Raw genomic sequence first — 20,386 nt, forward strand, 5'->3', positions numbered from 1 at the left:
CTATCGTTGAGTAATATCGACTTTAGTTAATGCCACAAAGCATTAGAAAAACCCGAGCTTAGGCTCGGGTTTTTTTATGTCTTGTAGGTTGCTATAAGCGAAGTGCCATCCGACGAGGTGTGTTTCGTAGCGGTAGTAGTGAGTCCCTCAGCGGTTGTGCATCAAAGTCAGAGCGATATGATTGCACTGAATATAAGAGAGGGCCAAGTTCCGCACTTGTTGTTCCTTCGATTAATAATTCACCCGAAGTGATAGCTCCTTATAGTGTTTAATCACATGTCACTTAGTTCTTGTCAGAGTCACGGAATTACGTATTTCCAGTCATCATTAGTTGATGAAACATTGAAAAGTAATGGTTTAACTTTGCTCAAGATATGTATGCTGTTCCAACACACAAGCTACATGAAATTTGCGGTGCTGAAGCTGGTCTTTCCATTGATATAAAAGAGTACGGTACCTCTTATGTCGCTATTTCTAGTGATACAGTTGTTAGTGTTTAGGCTAAGCTCGTTGATCTAAGAACGAGAATATTACTATGGGAAGGCAGTGCATGAACTGCAAGTAGCGATCAATGCTCAAGTTCTGATGCCGATTTAGTTGTAGCGCTGTTGTCAGCTGCCTTTGAGACTGCTACAGATGAAGGGTTTAATATCTCAGCCAATGCTAGCCAACTTTTACTTTCTGTGGATATGTACAATGGCATACTTCACAGACCGAGATCACCAAAATATGGTTAGCCAGTAAAGTTATTGTCTATAAGGGCTATGATATAGCCCTTTCTTCATACGTTGTGATGCTTATTTTAATTATTAAATCTTAAACAAGTATTGCATTGATAAATTAGTGTGAATTAGGATAATTACTCAGATCATAAGGAGATTGATATGAGAGCCCATTTATTTTCAATTGTACTGGCTAGTAGCACAAGTATGCATGTATTAGCCGACCAGTCGTATTTAGTAAACGCGGATTTTGAGCAAGGCTATAACAATTTTACGGCCTCTAACTCTGAAGCAGCACAATTAACCTTAAACCGAATTGAGCCCATTTCTGGCACGCAAAGTTTACAATTAGCATTAACTAGTTGGAGTAGCGGTGGCTACAGTTATTTTTATCCTTGGGGGCAAGCACCAAAGCTTGTGGGTATGACGCTCAGGGCAAAAGTGAAGCTACTTAATCAGGTTCGAGGCGGAACATTACAGCTTCGTAGTGTAGTGAAGGTGAAAAGTGGTCAGCATGTTCAAGACAGTATCAATTTGAATCCGTTTACAGAACAAGTACAAACAATTTGTCAGCCGATCACATTGTCTGCCAATGAGCAGGTTACAGGGTATTCTATCGCCTTGGCGCTGCAAGGTGGTACAGCAGAGGTTTTGCTTGATGATGTGACATTAACCCCTAACTTGCCCTATGCGGCATGTGACTCAGATATTGATGACGGTATACATAATAACCCTAGCTTGGAACCAAGTTATTTACTCCCAGCTGCTCGGATAGCTCGACTTGCTCAAGCTGTTCAGAAAGAAACACCCGCTTGGCAAGCATTCCAGAGTAAGCTTGCAGCGAACCTTGCAAAAGAGCGTATATACAATACCTGGGATTACGCAGGCGCGTACGCGTTGAGCTATCGAATTACGGGCAATAAAATTCATGGTACTAAAGCCAAACAGCTGTTTTCAGAACAATACTTAAGTGAACCTGTCGTAGGGTGGCAGTATTACAGCAATCGAAACTTGTTTCGCTCACAAGCCCGGTGGTCGCAATATACTTATGTATGGGCAAAAACCATGTTTAGTGAGCAACAACAGCAGGATATTGAAGCGATCTTTGCGTTGTGGGGTGACTACTGGCTTGATTACTTAGGTTATAGTGATGATTTTTCGAAAATGCGCTGGCAAGACACTGATGAAGTAACCTCACTAGCTGAAAACCTTTCTTTACTGGGCATGACGTTACAAAACGCGCATGATCCTCAGATCCGAGAGAAAAGTACACAGTACTTAAGCGCCGGAGATAGGTTATTAAAAGAATACGTTGTCGATAAGTTTATGGATGATGTTATGGCTGGCGGCGTATGGGCTGAAGGCATTGATTATAGCCCAGGTACTATGATGCACTGGATGCGCTTGTACATGTACAATAAAGAGTTACGTAATATTGATTATCCGAACGATTACGCAGAGCATGTGGTACTGGCTTATCTTCATCAAACCTTGGCAGGTGGCACAGGTATGTACTTTTATGGTGATCAGGAACATGTTGAGGATTACGTACCTTTATCGGGTGATCATCGTTATGCCATGATGTTGCATTTAATCGGAATAGTCGAAAACCCAGAGCGCCGCATTCAGGCTCAAGCTTGGCTTGAGCAGGTCATCGAAAAAGAGGGCTACCCAAGCGGCTCAATGGATACAGGACTAGAGCGTGTGTTATTTGAACCAGAGGAACCAACCAGTGAGGCGTCACAGCAGCCCAGCACGTTTTTTCATGCACCAGGAACTGGTTTAGTTGCAACGCGTTCTGATTGGTCTCATTCAGCAACAAATTTGTATTTTTTGAATAGCCCTGCGGTTGTAGATCATCAACATTTCGATACTTTGTCATTTGATATTGCTCATGCTGGAAAGTGGATCACTAAAGAGATGACGGGGTATGGTAAGTTTGCTATCAACTCAACAGCGCATAATACCATCTTGATTGAAAACGCCAGTCATGACGGCTCTTCGAATCCAACATATAAAGCAGCTGGTCGTGGCCAATATGTTACTTTATACGATAGTCCTACAATGAGCTTCATCGCTGCACGCGCTGAGCAAACCTATAATATGCTAGGTTATTGGCAGGCTAATTACGCGAAAAAGGTCGCTAGACAGCTCGTTTTTTTAAAGCCTAATACCGTTCTGGTTTACGACAATACTGAAACTGAGCCGAGTGTGATCCGTGACTTAATGCAATATCATCAGGAACTTGGATTACAGGTGGGTGATCATTATGTGCGCCGTGTAAAACAGAATCAACGCTTTTTAACACAGCCTATGTTTGATGGCGATAGGGTGTCTACCATTTATGACGGTAAAGAGTTTATATATCAGCCCATTTTGCCAAGAGATTATACTTTGTCGATAGTTGACGAAACTCAGTATTATCAAGATGTATTGACTTATCAGGCACCATTGAACCAGCGTAAATGGCATACTCAATTAGAAGCGAGTGTACCCCAAGTTAGTAATGAACTACTGTCGGTGTTAAGCTTTGCAGATGTGGGAGAAGTGCCAGAAGCTAATGTACAAGTGCTTGATGGAGTCTCGTCTTCTCACTTAGGTGTGTATGTGCAAACTTCTGGGCGGGTAAATGAGGTTGTGTTGTTCAGCAAGGAGTTGTTATCACCTTACGCGCAAGATATCTATTTCACTGCACCGGTTGAGTCAGGGGCAAACGTCCATATTAATGGATTAGCCGCAGGTCAACGTTATCAATTACTTAAGGATGGGCACCGAGTACAATTGCGCGCTGATGAACATGGAGATATGTTAGTGAGCGAACACGGTATGCTTACCTTCCATCTATAACATTGTTTTCATAAATTTTCACAGAGCCAGTTAAGTTCGTTAGCTGGCTTTTTTGTATTTGTCTATATAAGCTCAAGTTTGCAATCAAGTAATGTTTTTCAAGTGTGCCTTAATTTCGATTCAAAGCTAATACTTTGTTTGGTGTCAATATCAGTTAGTTTGATATCTTCAATAAAAACGCATTGCATATTTTGCAAAGTTCAACTATCCCCATAATAGGATTATAAAAAGGTATATTCACATGAGTAGACTCACTTATGCACATACCCATGAGTTTTGTTGGGCGGAGTTATGCGCAGCGGATTGGCGCATTGCGAAACCTTTTTACTGCGCGCTATTTGGTTGGGAGTTTGATGATGAACGTGGTGCAAATGGAGACTTCTACACCAACTTCAAAAAACAAGATGACATTATCAGCGGCATGTATGAAATGAGTGAGGGAAAAAAGGCCGCGAGAATGCAAAGCGTATGGCAAGCCTATGTCGCAGTAACAAACGTCGATGCCTCCGTTGCTCAAGCTGAGAAACTGGATGGAAAACTGGTGCGTGGCCCTTACGATATTGGAGAAGCAGGGCGTATGGCTATCATTAGCGACCCCAGCGGCGCTCAGCTGACTTTATGGCAAGCCAAAGAGCATATTGGTAGTCGGCGTGCGTTTGAAGCCAACACCCCTTATTGGCACGAATTGGCGTGCCGAGATACGCACAAAAATGAAGTATTTTATCACCAGCTTTTTGGTTGGCAGGTTTTACATCAACAAGTGGATGATATTGATTATGTGATATTTAGCAATGAGGATCATGCGCTAGGGGGCATGGTAGAGATGACTGAGGCTTGGAGTCCGACAGTGCCTTCTCATTGGATGATGTATTTTGCAGTACTTGATTGTGATGCGGTCGCTAAAAAAGCGGCAGGTCTTGGAGCAAAGGTGTGTGTGCCACCCAAAGATATTCCCGAAGTGGGCCGCTATGCGGTCATTTGCGACCCACAAGGGGCCTTCTTTTCAATTATTGAATCTAAAATGGATGAGATCTCACCCTAGTTATTTTGTCCCTTTTGTTAAGGCACAAACTTGATAGGGACGCTGTGCTTACTGTCTTGATGTGCTTTAACACGCGCTTGGTATTGGGCCCAAAGTTTACTTTGGTCTACACATAATGTGCGCAAATATTGCCAGCTGTACAAACCTGTATTGTGGCCATCATCAAAGCACAATCGCACGGCGTAGTGGCCCACGGGTTCAATGTCTTTGATTGCTACGTTTTGCTTGTTCAGTACTAACTTCATGCCTTCGCCATGACCTTGTACTTCGGCAGAAGGAGAATGAGTGCGTAAGAACTCACAGCTTAATGCGTAGTGGGTGTCATCATCGAAATAAACATCGAGCAAACGACTTTGTTGGTGATAATGCAGTTTAGTGACTATGTACATAATAAGCTCGGTAAAACGGGGCATAGGCCCCGTTTAAAATGAAGTTTATAGAATGAAGCGAGATAAATCTTCGTCTTGTACGAGTGCGTCTAAGTGTTGCTCCACATAGGTTGCATCAATCACAAATGCTTCACCGGCTTTTTCTGATGCATCGTAAGATAGCTCTTCCATCAGCTTTTCCATAATGGTGTGAAGGCGACGGGCACCGATATTTTCGGTTTTTTCATTCACTTGCCAAGCGGCTTCTGCAAGGCGCGTCAGTGCATCATCAGTAAAGCTGATCTCAACCTGTTCTGTTTGCATCAGTGCTTGCTGTTGCTCGGTCAGTGAGGCATGTGGCTCGGTTAAAATGCGTTTGAAGTCACCCGCGCTTAGTGCTTCAAGCTCAACACGGATCGGTAAACGACCTTGTAGCTCAGGGATCAGATCTGATGGCTTCGCCATCTGGAATGCACCAGAGGCGATAAACAAGATGTGGTCTGTTTTCACCATACCATGCTTAGTATTTACGGTAGACCCTTCAATTAATGGTAGTAAGTCACGCTGAACACCTTCACGGCTTACATCAGGGCCTTGCGCTTCACCACGCTTACAGATTTTGTCAATTTCATCGATGAAAACGATACCGTTTTGTTCAACCGAGAAGATGGCCTGCTCTTTAAGCTCTTCAGGGTTCACCATGCGAGCGGCTTCTTCTTCAACCAAGAGTTTAAACGCATCTTTGATCTTCAATTTGCGTTTTTTCTTTTTCTCGCCAGTCATGCTTTGGAACATGCCTTGCAATTGGTTGGTCATTTCTTCCATGCCCGGCGGCGCCATGATCTCAACATTCGGTGCTGCTTCTGCTACATCAATATCAATTTCTTTGTCATCTAATTGGCCTTCACGTAGCTTTTTACGGAATACCTGGCGCGTTGAGCTGTTTTCGTTTGGTTGAGACTCACCCCATGCATCTTTCGCTGGCGGTAATAACGCATCCAGAATACGTTCTTCAGCCGCTTCTTCTGCTCGATGTTGGTGTTTTTTCGCTTGTTGTTCGCGGGTCATTTTAAAAGAGATATCGACCAAGTCTTTGATGATCGATTCAACTTCTTTGCCAACATAGCCTACTTCGGTGAACTTAGTCGCTTCCACTTTAATAAATGGCGCGTTAGCAAGTTTAGCCAAGCGACGGGCAATTTCGGTTTTACCGACGCCTGTTGGGCCAATCATTAAAATGTTTTTCGGTGTGACTTCAGCGCGCAAGTCTTCTGCTAGCTGCATACGACGCCAGCGATTACGCAGTGCAATGGCAACGGCTTTCTTTGCCTTGTCTTGTCCAATAATGTGTTGATCTAATTCGTGGACGATCTCTCTTGGGGTCATTGCTGTCATGGCAATTCCTCTTACAATTCTTCAATAGTTTGGAAATTGTTAGTAAATACGCAGATGTCGCCTGCAATTTTCAGACTTTTTTCAACAATTTCGCGTGCGCTTAAGTCAGTGTTTTCAAGTAGTGCAATGGCTGCTGACTGGGCGAAGTTACCACCACTGCCAATGGCGATTAGGTCATGCTCTGGCTGCACCACGTCGCCGTTACCTGTGATAATGAGTGACGCGGTTTCGTCTGCGACCGCTAACAGGGCTTCAAGTTTGCGCAGCGCTCTGTCACTACGCCAATCTTTGGCCATTTCAACGGCTGCCTTGGTTAAATGACCCTGATGCATTTCAAGCTTGCTTTCAAAGCGTTCAAATAATGTGAAGGCATCAGCAGTCCCGCCAGCAAATCCAGCGAGTACTTTACCGTTGTATAAACGGCGAACTTTACGGGCATTACCCTTCATTACTGTGTTACCAAGCGACACTTGGCCATCTCCACCAATGACAACTTTGTTGTCGCGACGGACGCTTACGATGGTAGTCATAGTATTCCTTAAAACTAAGGCGCTCTTGGCGCCTTTATACTGTCTGATTAATACAAGATATGGGCGTTTAGGCGAAAATCAAGGTGTCCAACCCCAAATGCCACAGCCTGTGATTTTGATACGTTTAAGTTTGTTTTTATCGCGCTCTGCTTCACGCTTTTTCTCATATGGTCCAAGGCGCACGCGATACCACACACCATTGCTGCCTTCGGTGCGACGTATTTCGGCAATGAGGCCTGCAAAAGCAATTTTGGCCTTGATCTCTTCTGCGCGCGCTCGGGTTCTGGTCGAAGCGCATTGCATCTGATAAGGTCCTTTGCTCTCGATTTCTTTTACTTCAACCTTAACTTCATGCTCTTTTATTTCTTCAAGAAAAGGCTTTATTTCGGGTTTTTTAAGCTTTTCAGGTTCTTTTTTGATTGGCTTTGTGACGGCTTCTAACTTGGCCGGTTCGGCATTGTTTTTGATATACCAAAGGCCGTAGGCAAAGCCTCCAACTAACACTAATGCGGCTAACGCAAGTAGGGTCGGAAAGGGCTTTTTGGGGGCAACTTGTTTAGTGCCTTTGCTATTCTTTGGCTTTCTATTTATATAATCGTGTTGTGCCATAAGTGTACTTAGTAGGTATCCATCGGATCTATGTCTATGCTCCAGCGTACGCGGTTAGCAAGTTTATGCTCACTCATATAAGTGACTAATTGTGCAATATATGTGTGTAATACCGTGCGTTCTGCCGCTTGAATATGTAATTGATATCGATACTTACCCGCCATTCGCTCCATCGGCGCGGGGATCGGCCCAAGCAATTGTATACCACTGAAGGGGGTTGCTGGAACCAGATCAGATAAAAAGTCGAATACCAATTTTGCATTGGTGGCTTGTGCCCTAACCAGTGCCATGTGACTAAACGGTGGTAATTGTACCTCTTCACGTTCTGTAAGGGCGTATCGAGCAAAGTCTTGATAGCCATTATTAACTAAATCTTGCAGTAAGGGATGTTCAGGGAAATGAGTTTGTAGCAATACCTTACCGGCTTCACCGCTACGGCCTGCTCTGCCTGCTACTTGGGTGATCAGTTGTGCCATATGTTCTGTGGCGCGAAAATCGCTGGAATATAGGCCACTGTCAACATCCAAGATCACCACCAAACTCACGTCGGCAAAATGATGGCCTTTGGCGAGCATTTGCGTACCCACCAAAATACGCGAACCGCCTTGATTGATATCAGCAAGCGCATCTTCGAGTGCTCCCTTACGACGTGTGGTATCTCGGTCAATGCGACTCAATGGGGTATCAGGGAATCGCTCTGCAAAAAAGTTTTCGAGCTGTTCAGTACCCAGTCCTGTAGGCATGATTTGCGTGCTACCGCAATCGGGGCATTGCGGTGGCACAAAGGTTTGCTCACCACAGTGATGGCATACTAAACGGTTCATTGCTTTATGGTAGGTGGCGCTGGCACTGCAGCGTAAGCACTGGCTTAACCAACCACATTCATGACACAACAGCGTGGGCGCATAGCCGCGACGATTCAAAAATACCATCACTTGTTTGCCACGTTTTAATGTGGCTTCAATATGTTGCAAAGTGCCAATGGCAAAGCCTGACTGTTCGGGTTGGCCTTTCATATCGACTAACAAAAACTGATTATTGGTGGTGGTTTGCGCGCGCTGAGATAAAATGAGCAATTGATATTTTGAGGTGATGGCTTTGTGCAGTGTTTCAAGAGCTGGTGTGGCTGTGCCTAAAATAAGCGGCACAGCGGAGTGTGCACTGCGATAAACCGCTAAATCTCGCGCATGGTAACGTAAGCCTTCTTGCTGTTTGAAGGAGCTGTCATGTTCTTCGTCAACAATGATCATACCGAGGTTTTTAAACGGTAAAAAAATACTCGAACGAGTACCAATCACCAATGCACAGCTCCCTTGTTCTGCTCTTCTCCATGTATGTAAGCGCTCATTATCAGTTAAGTTAGAGTGCCATAAATCGATAGGTGTATCTGCAAAACGGCGGCGAAAGCGGTTAACTGTTTGCGGGGTTAAACCAATTTCAGGTACTAGGATCAGTGCCTGTTTTCCTGCTTGTAGAATACGCTCAAGGCTTTGTAAATAAACTTCCGTTTTGCCGCTACCCGTGACACCTTCCAATAAAAAACACTGATAACCCTGTTGTTGATTTATAACACTACAAGCGGCTGCTTGTTCTTCGTTCAGGCGTGGTTTTTGTGCAACGCTAAGTGATTGCGTTTGCCATTTTTCATCATGCTTAACTTGCTCTTCAATAAGTGCTTTATCTTGTAGTGCAGTCAGTTGCTGCTTGCTAAATCCCAGTGCTTTTAATTCTGTGAGACTCGATTCGCCAGACTCACTCAGCTGTTTGAGTAAGGCCATTTGCTTTTTTGCTCGCAGGGTGGGCAATTGCTTACCTTTCTCTGTTAGGGAGAATGTCGTCACTGTCGTTTTGTCGGGGTGTTCGCCATCACGTAAAGCACCGGGCAAGGCGGTAAAAATAGTCTCGCCAAGCGGGTGAGCATAATACTGGGCAGTAAAGCGCAAAAACTTAATGTGCTCGGCGGATAAAATGGGCGTGTCATCTAACTGCTCGGCGATTGCTTTTAATTTGTTGCTAGGCACTTGTGAATGTGATTTTATCGCCAGTACTACGGCCACTAATTTACGGTTGCCAAACGGTACGTTCACTCTGCATCCCACTTGCAAGTTATAATCGTCGGGGATCAGATAATCAAAGGTGCGAAATAGAGGGATTTTTATTGCGACTTCGGCAAACATCATCAATGGGTCTTGGCAAGCAATCATGGCGCTAATGTACTAAAGGTAGAAGGAAAAGCCCAGTTGAGCTGCCTTGGTAATCAGAAATTGTACAAAAAATGCTATTTTTGATCATTTATTACTTGTGGAACGCCCACGAGTTACATAAAATACGCGTCCACTAATTTGTATAAACTACGTATGGTGCCAAACTTCGGGTTTGGAGAGCGATACGGCCTAACCAGAGGTTGCTATGAAAGAAGGTATTCACCCTAATTACGAAACGATTAACGCTACTTGTTCATGTGGTAACAAGTTCCAAACTCGTTCAACACTATGTAAAGACATCCACTTAGACGTATGTTCTGAGTGTCACCCGTTCTATACTGGTAAGCAAAAAATTCTTGATACAGGTGGTCGTGTTGATCGCTTCAACAAACGTTTCGGCGCGCTTAGCAGCAAGAAGTAATAAACGTTTGTTTGAAAAAAGCACCTTAGGGTGCTTTTTTTGTGCCTGAAATTTTTTCTTCGCTCTTTTTAATCTCTCAAAGTGGCTAAGTGTTAATGTGGACTGGTAAATACATTCCTATTGTTACTATGACAACAGCTAGTCACCCAATCTCTTAATCAAAAAACCAAAATATCGATATTTGAGTTTTAACTCTAATTACTCTTCGTTATCTCCATTATTCACAGTTATGCATTTGTTTCGGTAAATCACTAGGCTATATTTTGTACAAGGATAAGGTTTGCATTTGCTTATAAAGCACAATTGTGTGCATAAAGATACCTATCAAATTGTTCGTGTAATTCCTATTTTTTGGTTTAATTGTTCATACTTTGCGGTTAAATTCTGTAAAAACTCATTAAAAGTGTTGCTTTGTGAATTTTCTTAGACTTTGCTTAATTTTAGATAGATTTTCACCTTGTTTCAGTAGTGACTCATCCATTTTAGTCTGTTTACTGTAAGCAAAATTGAATTAAATTAAGTTAAATGTCGGTAAAATGGCAGTGATTTGCAGTTAAAATGTGTTTAAGTGGATAGACCTGAAATTGCTTGAATATATTTGTAAAAAAGGTATGGTTTAATTAATTGCGAATTTTATCTCACTCTCACTTTTAACTTCTTGCAGGAAAAAATCGCGTCATGTCAGACTTTCGTGAACAAGCACTACATTATCATGCTCATCCCGTTCCAGGTAAAATCAGCGTTGAGTTGACCAAACCTGCGGAAACCGTTAAAGACTTAGCTTTAGCTTATAGCCCAGGCGTTGCTGAGCCAGTTAGAGAAATTGCAGCCGATCCAGCGACAGCCTACCAATACACGGGTAAAGGCAACATGGTGGCCGTGATCAGTAACGGCACGGCTATTTTAGGTTTAGGTAACTTGGGTCCGTTGGCTTCAAAACCCGTAATGGAAGGTAAAGCGTTACTATTCAAGCGTTTTGCAGGCCTCGATTCAATTGATATCGAAGTAAAGCATCGCACGACTGAAGACTTCATCAATACAGTCGCCAATATTGCGGATACTTTTGGCGGTATTAACCTAGAAGACATTAAGGCGCCAGAGTGTTTTGAAATTGAAAAAGCCTTGATTGAGCGTTGCGACATTCCTGTTTTTCATGATGACCAACATGGTACTGCCATTGTAACCGCCGCTGGCATGTTGAATGCCTTGGAGATCCAGGGTAAAGCCATTCACGATGCGATTATTGTGTGTTTAGGCGCTGGTGCGGCTGCGATTGCCTGTATGGAGTTATTGATCAAATGTGGCGCGCAACGTGAACACATTTACATGCTTGACCGTAAAGGGGTGATCCATACGCGTCGTGATGACTTAAATGAGTATAAAAAGTTATTTGCAAACAACACAGACAAGCGGACATTGCAGGATGTTATCGCTGAGGCGGATGTATTTGTGGGCGTATCAGGCCCTGATCTTCTAAAACCTGAAGAGCTTAAATTGATGGCGGATAAGCCAGTGGTGTTTGCATGTTCGAACCCAGATCCTGAAATTAATCCAGAGCTTGCACACAGCGCTCGCCAAGATTTGATCATGGCAACAGGTCGTTCTGACTATCCAAACCAAGTGAATAATGTGCTTTGTTTCCCGTTTATTTTCCGTGGCGCATTAGATGTGCGTGCTACAGCGATTAACGATGAAATGAAAATTGCAGCGGTAGAAGCGATTCGAAGCATTGCTAAAGAGCCGGTGCCAGCGGAAGTACTTAAAGCGGCGGATGTTGAAAGCCTAGAGTTTGGTCCTGAGTATATTATTCCAAAACCGATGGACCCGCGCTTACTACCTCGTATTGCAAAAGCTGTGGCTAATGCGGCAATTGAGTCGGGTGTGGCGCAAATTGAGCTGCCAGAAAATTACATGGCACATCACAAGATGCAATAATTCTCACCAGTATTCAGTTTAAAAAGGCCATCAAGTGATTGATGGCCTTTTTGTTTATGGCGCACTTTGTGAAAATTGTTCACAGAGATAGGTAATAAAGGTTTGTACCTTAAATTGTGGGTAGTGCCTGCCTGAGCGCCACTAGATCAGAAGGCGCTGAATGCTTCCCCACGAGTCTGATTACAGAATATCCGTGAGCAAAATACCCACACCAAAGCGTTGAATATGCGCGTTGTAGTCAATCATGCTTTCGCCATAACCGTTAAAATATTGGGCGTAACCTCGTAATCGGCCCCAAATAGGAAATGACCAATCTAATTGGATAGCGCCTTTGTTATCGCTGTTGAGGTTATTGCGGGTCATAAAACCAAATTCATGTTCTTCATGACGATACACACCGCGAAATTCAAAATAACCCATGTACTTGTAGATGTCGGGGTTGTCGTCACCCTTGGCCGCCAGTACATCTTCTTTTTTATCTTCCGGTAGGCGATACCAAGGCTTGAAGCTAAATACAAAGCCTCGGTTTTCCCATATAAAATTGGCGTAAATACGGTTCCAGGAGCGCGAGTTAGGCTGGCTGCGGCCATTAGATTGATGACTAATACCGAGCGCAACGGCCATTTCGTCGCCCCATAATACGTTTTCATCGTCTAAAAAGTTGATCCAAAACAGCTCGGGCTCATAGTTGGTTTCTCTAAAGGGTGAAGAAATATCTTTGTTATAAAACTGCCAGAACGACTGCAGTGTAAAACCCATATAAATAGCCTGATCGGGGTCGGAAAAGCCGGTGTAAACAGGCACCTTTAATGACAATTGATACTTCACTTCAAAATGATCCAGCGGCTCACCATTGGAATCATCAATGGCGCGTAAGCCACTAAATGGACGGCTGTTTGGATTGGTAATATACGACACAGGTAAAATATAGTTGCGATAGTGCGGGGTGATCACGTTGCGATTTTGCTGGGTAAAGCGCTCTCGCGCCATACGCTTATCTAGCGAGCTGAGCTTATCTTCATGTAGCTTGGTACAGTGTTGTCTCAGTTGCTCTACGGTCTGATTTTTATCACCCGATAGCACTTCATTTAATATGCATTGCTTTACCAAATCAATTTCATCCACCTCGGTGGGTTCATTGGCTAAAGTAGGTAGGCTGATTGTAGCCAGTAAAAAACAATAAATAGCAGAGTAGCGTGTCATAATGGTTTGTTTTATAGCAATTTGTACATCCATTATACATGTTTTAAATGAAAGGGCGGTGAACTGAGTGGGTCACTGCTTTTTTCACCTGTCAGATATTGGCTGAGTTTAGGTAAAGTTCATAAAGAAATATCAACGTTGTCATACCTAGGTGGTAACAACAACCCCCCCACCTGCAACCATTATCTTAAAGATTTTATTTGTTGAACCCATTTCAAGACAGTAACATAACTTTGACTGTGCGCTATTTTATCTGGCCACAGCAGCTTAATTATAAATTAATTCATACAAACCAATCAGTTGTGCGGGAATACATCAAGAGTATTGTTGTTAATTTGTGTACTAAAGGTTAAAATTCCAGCGCGCTGATGAGGGATGTATACCAAATAGTAAGGACTGGACTATGAAAACCTCAATCAAACTAAATCTAAAAGCAAAAAAACTAAAAACATTATCAAAAGAGCACGCGCAGCAAGTGGCTGGTGCTACTGGTGATTATGTTCAACCTCAAATGGCAGCTGCTTATGCGGTCTGGCCAACGCTAATAAATTGTTAAAGTTAGATATATAAGAATTAAAGGAATAAGGCATGAACGAAATTTTGTATAGCTTGGGTTGGATACTAAAAGGAATTGAACTTTTGATCGTCCTTTTTTGGTTAAAAAAATTTTCTAGCATACGTTGGAAGTTATTTTTTGGCGTAAAAAAAGACCTAGCTAGTGTTCAACATCACGAGCTTTATTCATGCTTTTTAACTGCCTTTTGCTTTTTGTTTTTCCACCTGATCGCTTCTGAAGCAGAGCAATTTCTACTAACTTTAGAAATGGATAAGGTGGAAAAGATTCAATTTTTCTATACCAGCATGATAATAGTTAAGTTTGCATTTTTATTAACTTTATTTTGTTTACATTTAGTGAGAGGTTGTACCTTCTCACCGACATCGCGTATCTGTGCTTACGTGACAATTGTAGGAATGCTTCTCTCCTTTATGCAATTAATAGCACGTGGCTATTATGATTATCACGGTTTAAACATGGCATATGCTGTAGGTGGCTGGTTGTGTAACTTTATCGCTATTAGCGCATTGGCAACTTATCCCATGCGCTCTTTCAAGGCGTACTTAAAAGAAAAGCGCACTATGATTTCTTAAAATAAAATGGCGGCGTTGTGCGGTCATTTTTGTGTTTGGGAACATCTTAAAGGAATTAGCTAGATTGAATGAGTTTGCTTTTCAGTTTTCAATGATAGTAAATGGGTATGTGGTTATTGTTCTGTTGTGGTTTATTATTTTTTTACCCAAAGCTTATAGTTGGTCATTTCTGATTTTTCCTAAAAAATATCTAAATTCAATGCAATCACACGAAGCTTATTCTTGCTTTATCAGTGCGCTCTGCTTTTGCGTATTCCGAACATTTTTTTGGGAGATTGAGCAGTACTTACTTAATTTGAGCTTCGCTAAAATCAATCAGATTAAAATATTTTATGTCGGATTGATTACTTACAATTTTATTGCAATGGTTGCTATATTAGTATTTCACCGATTTTCTCAATGCTACTTTTCTAGAACCGCTCGCTTACTGATGTATATAACACTGTTGGCAATGCCCATCATTATGTTGCGTTTAATATCAAGAGCTTATTTTGATTATCACGAGCTAAGAATGCTTTACTCTATGAGTATTTGGGTATGTATTTTAATTTCAACCATAGGTATTTCAATCTACCCCATTCGCCAAACATTAAAATATCTTGCTGATCGCCGCGAGCGGCAAGTTAGTTAACAATGAGTTGTGTTAAATGAATACACTAAATGAACTTTTGCATTATTTAGGCTGGATTTTTAAAAGTTACGAGTTCTTAATTGTGCTGTGGTTTATGTTTTTTAAATTTACGATACACAAGTGGCAGTTGTTTTTTGAAAGTCACCACTCATTGGAGCAATATGAATTACATTCTTGTTTTTTGACCGCGCTCGTATTCAATATTTTTCACATTCTTGGTGGCGAAGTAGAGATGTATTTAGTGGCTTTTGATTTTGAGCAAGTTAACAGAATCAAAGTGTTTTATACGGGGATGATAGCGTATAAGTTTGTGTTGCTTGTGATGCTTTTCACGTTGCATAGATTAAAACACTGTCTTTTCTCAAAAACTGCACGAATATGTATGTATATGACTTTTATCTATATGTCTCTTTTATTTATGGAGCTAATCGCGAGGGGCTATTTTGATTTTCATGAATTAACACCGTTGTATAGAATTGGAGGTTGGCTCTCAAATATTATTGCTATCGCCGCGCTCTCCATCTACCCCATCCGCCAAACACTAAAATACTTTGCTGAGCGGCGCGAGCAAGCATTGGAGTAAACCACGGAGGAAAACTATGGACGACATCTTACTACAACTCAGTGGGTTTTTAACGGTTTACCTCGGTCTACTGCTCCTGTGGTTTTTGGTGACGCAGTTTCCCAGCCATAAGTGGTCTTTGTTTTATGCTCGTTTCGGCACACTGAATTCAATGCAGCTGCATGAAATGCATTCGTGTTTTATGACTCTAATTGTGTTTACTGGGTTTTATGTGTTTGGCGTTGAAATAGAAGACTATTTACTCAGTGCAAGCTTTGAGCATATGAGCCGCATTAAGTTGTTTTATACTGGTTTGATGGTGACGCAATTTGTATTTTTAGTGGCGTTGTTTTGTTTGCATCGCTTACGTGGTTGCATGTTTGCTAAAACCACACGTATGGTGATGTATATGACCATATTGTATATGGCGCTGCTGTTTATGCAGCTTATTGCCCGTGGCTATTTTGACTATCATCAATTGAATTTGCTGCATACCATTGGCGTTTGGGTGTCGAATATTATCTCAGTGGTGGCGATGTCGGTCTATCCCATCAAGCAAACAACAATATACTGGGTACAGCGCCGCGCGGAATGCACGAAAAAGTGATGTGCAATCAGAAATCAGTGAAAAAAGGCCGGCGGCACATGCCGCCATACCTTAGTAAGCTTGCCAAAGCCTGCTTACTCTCACGCAATAACTGGTGGCCAACTAGAGTTCAAAGTAGTTGGTAAAAAACTTGTACAATTCTGTGCCTTGATTCACTGATGCTGAGGCAAAGTGCAAAATGGTAATGGCATTTGTATCTAAAGTGATCGCTCGCAGTGGTTGCTCACTTAAATAATGCTCCATTCGTAAAATATGCGCGATGGTATCACCCGCCTTGATATGACCACCTAAGGGTGCGACATATTCCACCATGCCACCTATGGGCGCATAAAATGTTATGTAGTCATCGAGCATACAACCATAGCGCAATATATTTTTGGGTTGGAACGGCGAGTGTAGCAATGCTTCTTTGTAGGTGAGGTAACTGAGTAGACTGTTGGCATCGTTTTTTGCCTCAGCTAAGTCGATTTTTTCTTGCGAACCCAGTTCTACTGTAAAGGCTTCCACCAACACGGGCACATCGCGGCCTTGTTGTTTAAACGCTTCACTGAGTGACCACCAAGGACAAAAGCTGGCTTCGTCTAATGCGCCGTCAAACTCATTGGGGATCAACAGCACATGCTCAATATCAAAATAGCTGGCACTGGGTTTGGCATATTCAGGGCAATATAAGTGTTTTGCCGAAATAGGGCCGGTATGTAGGTCCAGCACAATATCCGCTTCATGGGCCAAGCGTTGCAAATTAAGTGCAATACGTTTGCCTGTGTTGATGCTGTGGGCAGGGCCATCCAACATGGTTTGGGTTTGTTCTACCAACAGGTTTTTAAAAGCGTGTTTGATTTCATCCAGCGAGCTATCCAAATGCTGTGCAACAAATTCATCAACCATTTTCGTGTGGTTGTGATACATGCGGTTCCAATTTGTGCCTGTTACGGGGTCGAATCGCCCTAGAGTGAATTCCCCTGACTTTTGATTGCAACCAATGGGATTTGCGTAGGGCACAAGCGTTATATCACCAGCCAGTGTTTGTTGTTTGAGTTGTTCAAGCAATTGGTAAATGACCGCGTTACCTTGCACTTCAGCGCCATGCATATTTGCTTGAATATACACCTTGGGGCCGTTGCCGTTGCCCCTCATTCGGTATACCGGAATGGTCAGTGGTAAACCATTGGCAATTTCGCCTACTTGGATGTTTTCTTGGCTAATTGGGTTCATTGCTTTATTACCTCAAATACGCATCGGCCGCTTGTGATGTGCGAATACAAGCAACTTGGCCTTGCTCTATCACATATTCGGCGGGTAATTCGTGACACAAAAAGTACGGCATGCTTTCGGTAAAGCCGTATGCACCACATTGACTGAATACCAGCCAGTCATCCTCATAGATGTCACTGGGTAAAGTGTGGCGACCTAAATGATCGAGTGCAGTACACAATGGCCCATGGAGCAAGTAGCTTCTCGTATCGGCATTTGACTTGCGTAATAAGGCACATGGAAAAGCCTGATTGGTCACAGCAGGGCGCAGAATATGGTTAATACCGCCTGCGACAATCAGTTGATGTTCGCCGTAGTTTTGTTTTTGTTCTACGACTGGATTTACATAGTGACCGCATTCGCCTACCGCATAACGGCCCAGCTCCATCCATAATTCTTCAACGCCCGATGACGCTTTGATGGTCGCTAGCGCATCAATTAAATGTGGCCATGAAAGGGGGTTGTCGGCGCTGGTATATGGAATACCTAAACCACCGCCTAAATCTAAAATACGTAACGTAAAACCAAGATCGTGTGCCAGTTGTTTAAGCGGCGGCACCATTTTCGACCACAGCGAGGCCAGCTTCTGTGTGCTGAGCATATTGCCCCACTGGAAAATATGCAGGCCCGCAAAATCGAGTGCGTCGAATGAGTTAATGTCTAAAGATTGCCATTGCTCAGTGCCAAGCCCAAACGGCGTTAAGCTATCGCCACCCAGTGGGTTTTTCTCCCCATCAGGCCAGCGCAGCTGTACACGCAATAAAACGCGTAGCTGGACATTGTGTTCAATGGCAGCTTGGTTAAGCCAAACCACTTGGTTATGACTTTCTGCCACAAAGGTGCGAACCCCTTGTGACAAAAAGTGTTGGATCTGCCTTTTTGACTTGGCAGGTCCAGTGTTGAGCACGCGCGAGGGGCAAACACCTTGAGCTAACACTTGGTTTAGCTCGCCAGAACTTGCTACGTCAAAATCAAATCCAGCCTTATCCAACGTTTGTATCATTTTCGACAGTGGATTGGCTTTTACTGCGTACCATAGCTTCACCACCGATTGCTCGGTAAGCGGCTTAAGGTGCGCTAGTAGCGCGTCTAAGTCGTAAACAAAAAACGGTGTTTGCTCGGTTTGGGTGATGGTTTCAATCACCTGACGATGTGCGGTGCTCAAAAAGGGCATTAGCGTAATACCTCTTCTAGCTCTAATGATGCATCGCTTTTTTCATCGCGGTATTTAACGATCAGCGCACACGACATGCTTAAACTTTGCTCACGACCCCAGGCACTTGAAGAAGGGCGAGAACCCGGGATCACAATGGCGTTTTGCGGAATTGGTTCGCCTTTCTCTAATATGCGCTCGTTCACGCAGTCATACACTGGGATGGTTGCCGACAAGCGTACGCCCGGTGCCAATACCGCACCTTTTTTAATTACCACTCCCTCTACAATCACACAGCCGGCGCCGATAAAGGCATCGTCTTCAATCACAACAGGGCTAGCACCGATGGGCTCTAATACACCACCTAGCTGAACAGCCGCGCTCAAATGCACGTTTTTACCCACTTGTGCGCAAGAGCCTACTAACGCATGGCTGTCTACCATCGTGCCTTCGTCAATAAATGCGCCAATGTTGACGTAGGCGGGTGGCATGATGATAGTGCCAGCGGCAACATGCGCGCCACGACGAACACTGGATCCTCCTGGTACCATACGTACCCCCGCATCCGCGGCAAAACCTTGTGGTGCCAAATTGTGTTTATCAACAAAGCCACCTGGGAATTCGGTATTGTTGCCGTTTTTGAACGCTTCTAAAATGCCTTGTTTTACTTCTACATTGGCGTGCCAATTGCCGTTTTCGTCTTGCATTGCAGCACGCACGCTGCCGTTTTCTAAATTATTTAATAGTTCTAACCAGCTCATAATGATTGCCTTAGTTCCAAGATAAAATTGATTCGTTTGCGTTGTTCAGTGCTTGGCTGCATGACAACTCAAGGTGCGTCAAAGGTGGACGCAGATTGGGCGTAGCCAATTTACCTTGCGCATGCATCAGCACTTTGACAGGGATCGGGTTGGCGACCGCAAATAAGCTGTTCACTGCGTCCGTCCATGTAGTAAACATGTTAGGGAATGTACCGGCCAAAGAGCGGCGCACAAATTCGGCGGTTTGCTCAGGCCAGGCATTGGCAGCCACTGACACTAAACCAGCGGCTCCCGCTTGCGCAAAGTAGGGCATTAGAGCATCGTCGCCGCTGAAAATAGCGACATTCGGCGCTGCTGTGCGAAACGCTTCAAAGGAGGCAATATCGCCACTGGCCTCTTTTAGTGCCCAAAGGTTGCTATGGTGTTGTAAGTTTTCAAGTACTTGTGGTTCGATGGCAACTGCGCTGCGCCCCGGTACGTTATAAATCATGCAAGGGCGGTCAGTGGCGCTAAGTAATGCATCAAACCACTGTGTTTGACCGACCACACCCGGTTTGGCATAAAGCGGAGAGCCAAGTAAATAGGCATCAACGGGTAAGGTGTTACACAATGCCAACCACTCAAGTTGTTCTGCAAGGTTAAAACCACCGACGGCGACCATGATAGGAACTGATGGGGTAAGGCCACAAACGAATTCAACAATGGCACGCTGTTCGGCTTGACCTAGGGCCAACCCTTCACCAGTGCTACCTAAAATTAATAGGCCATTGTTGGCACTTTGCTGCTCTGCAACCAGTGCTTTTAGTGTGTTGTAGTCAACGTTGTTATGCGCGTCAAAGGGCGTAACTAACGCTGTCCATAATGGATACTTGGATAAATCGAACTGTGAATTCATCTCTACCGAACTTATATCTTGTTCGGAGTTTAGGCGGGTGTCCAAACTTCGAACAGTTAAAATTCGAAGAGCAATGGACTTAAAAATGATAAGGCAAC

The 20,386-nt window shown here is 43.5% G+C and carries 20 protein-coding genes; 10 read left to right on the forward strand and 10 right to left on the reverse strand.

From position 1 onward, the window contains the following. The first annotated feature begins 374 nt into the window (after positions 1-374). The 3 genes from ACW689_RS09505 (at position 375) to ACW689_RS09515 (ending at position 4,611) form a co-directional block, all read left to right on the forward strand. Positions 375-500, forward strand: coding sequence for a GNA1162 family protein (locus ACW689_RS09505; protein WP_476290698.1), 126 nt, complete (start codon positions 375-377; stop codon positions 498-500). 384 nt (positions 501-884) lie between these two features. After that, positions 885-3,569: a hypothetical protein gene (locus ACW689_RS09510; protein ID WP_476290700.1), complete on the forward strand. Its 2,685-nt coding sequence runs from the start codon at positions 885-887 to the stop codon at positions 3,567-3,569. A gap of 241 nt (positions 3,570-3,810) precedes the next feature. Beyond that, positions 3,811-4,611 (forward strand): VOC family protein, encoded by an 801-nt coding sequence (locus ACW689_RS09515; protein WP_476290702.1) that lies wholly within the window; start codon positions 3,811-3,813, stop codon positions 4,609-4,611. 17 nt (positions 4,612-4,628) lie between these two features. Here the strand turns inward: ACW689_RS09515 and ACW689_RS09520 are convergent, their stop codons facing one another. The 5 genes from ACW689_RS09520 to priA all read right to left on the reverse strand — a co-directional run bounded on the left by ACW689_RS09520 (position 4,629) and on the right by priA (position 9,693). Continuing rightward, positions 4,629-5,000 carry a gamma-butyrobetaine hydroxylase family protein gene (locus ACW689_RS09520; protein WP_476291034.1) on the reverse strand — a complete coding sequence of 124 codons (372 nt, stop codon included), beginning with the start codon at positions 4,998-5,000 and terminating at the stop codon, positions 4,629-4,631. Between the two features lie 45 nt (positions 5,001-5,045). After that, positions 5,046-6,374 (reverse strand): HslU--HslV peptidase ATPase subunit, encoded by a 1,329-nt coding sequence (gene hslU / locus ACW689_RS09525; protein WP_476290704.1) that lies wholly within the window; start codon positions 6,372-6,374, stop codon positions 5,046-5,048. Between the two features lie 11 nt (positions 6,375-6,385). Beyond that, positions 6,386-6,904, reverse strand: coding sequence for an ATP-dependent protease subunit HslV (gene hslV, locus ACW689_RS09530; RefSeq protein ID WP_476290706.1), 519 nt, complete (start codon positions 6,902-6,904; stop codon positions 6,386-6,388). 78 nt (positions 6,905-6,982) lie between these two features. Next, on the reverse strand, positions 6,983-7,513 hold the full coding sequence (locus ACW689_RS09535) for an SPOR domain-containing protein (protein WP_476290708.1): 531 nt from the start codon (positions 7,511-7,513) through the stop codon (positions 6,983-6,985). 8 nt (positions 7,514-7,521) lie between these two features. After that, complete coding sequence (gene priA / locus ACW689_RS09540) at positions 7,522-9,693, reverse strand: primosomal protein N' (protein ID WP_476290710.1); 2,172 nt, start codon at positions 9,691-9,693, stop codon at positions 7,522-7,524. Positions 9,694-9,922: 229 nt separating this feature from the next. Here priA and rpmE point away from each other — a divergent pair, with 229 nt between their 5' ends. Together rpmE and ACW689_RS09550 are read left to right on the forward strand one after the other, a co-directional pair. Next, positions 9,923-10,138, forward strand: coding sequence for a 50S ribosomal protein L31 (gene rpmE / locus ACW689_RS09545; protein ID WP_152087320.1), 216 nt, complete (start codon positions 9,923-9,925; stop codon positions 10,136-10,138). Positions 10,139-10,816: 678 nt separating this feature from the next. Next, the gene (locus ACW689_RS09550) at positions 10,817-12,073 is read left to right on the forward strand and encodes a malic enzyme-like NAD(P)-binding protein (RefSeq protein ID WP_476290712.1); all 1,257 of its coding nucleotides are present in this window, start codon (positions 10,817-10,819) and stop codon (positions 12,071-12,073) included. A gap of 180 nt (positions 12,074-12,253) precedes the next feature. Here the strand turns inward: ACW689_RS09550 and ACW689_RS09555 are convergent, their stop codons facing one another. Next, the gene (locus ACW689_RS09555; RefSeq protein ID WP_476291036.1) at positions 12,254-13,276 is read right to left on the reverse strand and encodes a phospholipase A; all 1,023 of its coding nucleotides are present in this window, start codon (positions 13,274-13,276) and stop codon (positions 12,254-12,256) included. A gap of 403 nt (positions 13,277-13,679) precedes the next feature. On the opposite strand from ACW689_RS09555, the gene ACW689_RS09560 reads away from it, so the two are divergent. The 5 genes from ACW689_RS09560 to ACW689_RS09580 all read left to right on the forward strand — a co-directional run bounded on the left by ACW689_RS09560 (position 13,680) and on the right by ACW689_RS09580 (position 16,225). Then, positions 13,680-13,832: a hypothetical protein gene (locus tag ACW689_RS09560; protein ID WP_476290714.1), complete on the forward strand. Its 153-nt coding sequence runs from the start codon at positions 13,680-13,682 to the stop codon at positions 13,830-13,832. 32 nt (positions 13,833-13,864) lie between these two features. Beyond that, the gene (locus ACW689_RS09565; protein WP_476290716.1) at positions 13,865-14,425 is read left to right on the forward strand and encodes a hypothetical protein; all 561 of its coding nucleotides are present in this window, start codon (positions 13,865-13,867) and stop codon (positions 14,423-14,425) included. Between the two features lie 64 nt (positions 14,426-14,489). Continuing rightward, entirely contained in the window at positions 14,490-15,056 is a 567-nt protein-coding gene (locus ACW689_RS09570; protein ID WP_476290718.1) for a hypothetical protein, read from the forward strand. A gap of 16 nt (positions 15,057-15,072) precedes the next feature. Then, positions 15,073-15,639, forward strand: a complete 567-nt coding sequence (locus ACW689_RS09575) for a hypothetical protein (protein WP_476290720.1) — start codon at positions 15,073-15,075, stop codon at positions 15,637-15,639. Positions 15,640-15,655: 16 nt separating this feature from the next. Next, positions 15,656-16,225: a hypothetical protein gene (locus ACW689_RS09580; protein ID WP_476290722.1), complete on the forward strand. Its 570-nt coding sequence runs from the start codon at positions 15,656-15,658 to the stop codon at positions 16,223-16,225. A gap of 102 nt (positions 16,226-16,327) precedes the next feature. Here the strand turns inward: ACW689_RS09580 and ACW689_RS09585 are convergent, their stop codons facing one another. The 4 genes from ACW689_RS09585 to dapA are packed head-to-tail and all read right to left on the reverse strand — an operon-like array spanning position 16,328 to position 20,288. Then, the gene (locus tag ACW689_RS09585; RefSeq protein WP_476290724.1) at positions 16,328-17,440 is read right to left on the reverse strand and encodes a succinylglutamate desuccinylase/aspartoacylase family protein; all 1,113 of its coding nucleotides are present in this window, start codon (positions 17,438-17,440) and stop codon (positions 16,328-16,330) included. 7 nt (positions 17,441-17,447) lie between these two features. Then, positions 17,448-18,653 carry a PLP-dependent decarboxylase gene (locus tag ACW689_RS09590; protein WP_476290726.1) on the reverse strand — a complete coding sequence of 402 codons (1,206 nt, stop codon included), beginning with the start codon at positions 18,651-18,653 and terminating at the stop codon, positions 17,448-17,450. Continuing rightward, positions 18,653-19,393, reverse strand: coding sequence for a 2,3,4,5-tetrahydropyridine-2,6-dicarboxylate N-succinyltransferase (locus tag ACW689_RS09595; protein WP_476290728.1), 741 nt, complete (start codon positions 19,391-19,393; stop codon positions 18,653-18,655). Before ACW689_RS09595 ends, ACW689_RS09590 begins: the two co-directional genes overlap by 1 nt. A 10-nt stretch (positions 19,394-19,403) precedes the next feature. Beyond that, on the reverse strand, positions 19,404-20,288 hold the full coding sequence (dapA, locus tag ACW689_RS09600) for a 4-hydroxy-tetrahydrodipicolinate synthase (protein ID WP_476290730.1): 885 nt from the start codon (positions 20,286-20,288) through the stop codon (positions 19,404-19,406). Between the last annotated feature and the right edge of the window lie 98 nt (positions 20,289-20,386).

This window comes from Pseudoalteromonas sp. ABE4_541 (genome assembly GCF_056312285.1).

What these genes read in the sequence shown, in the direction of transcription:
- ACW689_RS09505 (WP_476290698.1), top strand. Translation starts at nt 375, where the DNA reads ATGTATGCTGTTCCAACACACAAGCTACATGAAATTTGCGGTGCTGAA.
- ACW689_RS09510 (WP_476290700.1), top strand. Translation starts at nt 885, where the DNA reads ATGAGAGCCCATTTATTTTCAATTGTACTGGCTAGTAGCACAAGTATG.
- ACW689_RS09515 (WP_476290702.1), top strand. Translation starts at nt 3,811, where the DNA reads ATGAGTAGACTCACTTATGCACATACCCATGAGTTTTGTTGGGCGGAG.
- ACW689_RS09520 (WP_476291034.1), bottom strand. Translation starts at nt 5,000, where the DNA reads ATGTACATAGTCACTAAACTGCATTATCACCAACAAAGTCGTTTGCTC.
- hslU (WP_476290704.1), bottom strand. Translation starts at nt 6,374, where the DNA reads ATGACAGCAATGACCCCAAGAGAGATCGTCCACGAATTAGATCAACAC.
- hslV (WP_476290706.1), bottom strand. Translation starts at nt 6,904, where the DNA reads ATGACTACCATCGTAAGCGTCCGTCGCGACAACAAAGTTGTCATTGGT.
- ACW689_RS09535 (WP_476290708.1), bottom strand. Translation starts at nt 7,513, where the DNA reads ATGGCACAACACGATTATATAAATAGAAAGCCAAAGAATAGCAAAGGC.
- priA (WP_476290710.1), bottom strand. Translation starts at nt 9,693, where the DNA reads ATGATGTTTGCCGAAGTCGCAATAAAAATCCCTCTATTTCGCACCTTT.
- rpmE (WP_152087320.1), top strand. Translation starts at nt 9,923, where the DNA reads ATGAAAGAAGGTATTCACCCTAATTACGAAACGATTAACGCTACTTGT.
- ACW689_RS09550 (WP_476290712.1), top strand. Translation starts at nt 10,817, where the DNA reads ATGTCAGACTTTCGTGAACAAGCACTACATTATCATGCTCATCCCGTT.
- ACW689_RS09555 (WP_476291036.1), bottom strand. Translation starts at nt 13,276, where the DNA reads ATGACACGCTACTCTGCTATTTATTGTTTTTTACTGGCTACAATCAGC.
- ACW689_RS09560 (WP_476290714.1), top strand. Translation starts at nt 13,680, where the DNA reads ATGAAAACCTCAATCAAACTAAATCTAAAAGCAAAAAAACTAAAAACA.
- ACW689_RS09565 (WP_476290716.1), top strand. Translation starts at nt 13,865, where the DNA reads ATGAACGAAATTTTGTATAGCTTGGGTTGGATACTAAAAGGAATTGAA.
- ACW689_RS09575 (WP_476290720.1), top strand. Translation starts at nt 15,073, where the DNA reads ATGAATACACTAAATGAACTTTTGCATTATTTAGGCTGGATTTTTAAA.
- ACW689_RS09580 (WP_476290722.1), top strand. Translation starts at nt 15,656, where the DNA reads ATGGACGACATCTTACTACAACTCAGTGGGTTTTTAACGGTTTACCTC.
- ACW689_RS09585 (WP_476290724.1), bottom strand. Translation starts at nt 17,440, where the DNA reads ATGAACCCAATTAGCCAAGAAAACATCCAAGTAGGCGAAATTGCCAAT.
- ACW689_RS09590 (WP_476290726.1), bottom strand. Translation starts at nt 18,653, where the DNA reads ATGCCCTTTTTGAGCACCGCACATCGTCAGGTGATTGAAACCATCACC.
- ACW689_RS09595 (WP_476290728.1), bottom strand. Translation starts at nt 19,393, where the DNA reads ATGAGCTGGTTAGAACTATTAAATAATTTAGAAAACGGCAGCGTGCGT.
- dapA (WP_476290730.1), bottom strand. Translation starts at nt 20,288, where the DNA reads ATGAATTCACAGTTCGATTTATCCAAGTATCCATTATGGACAGCGTTA.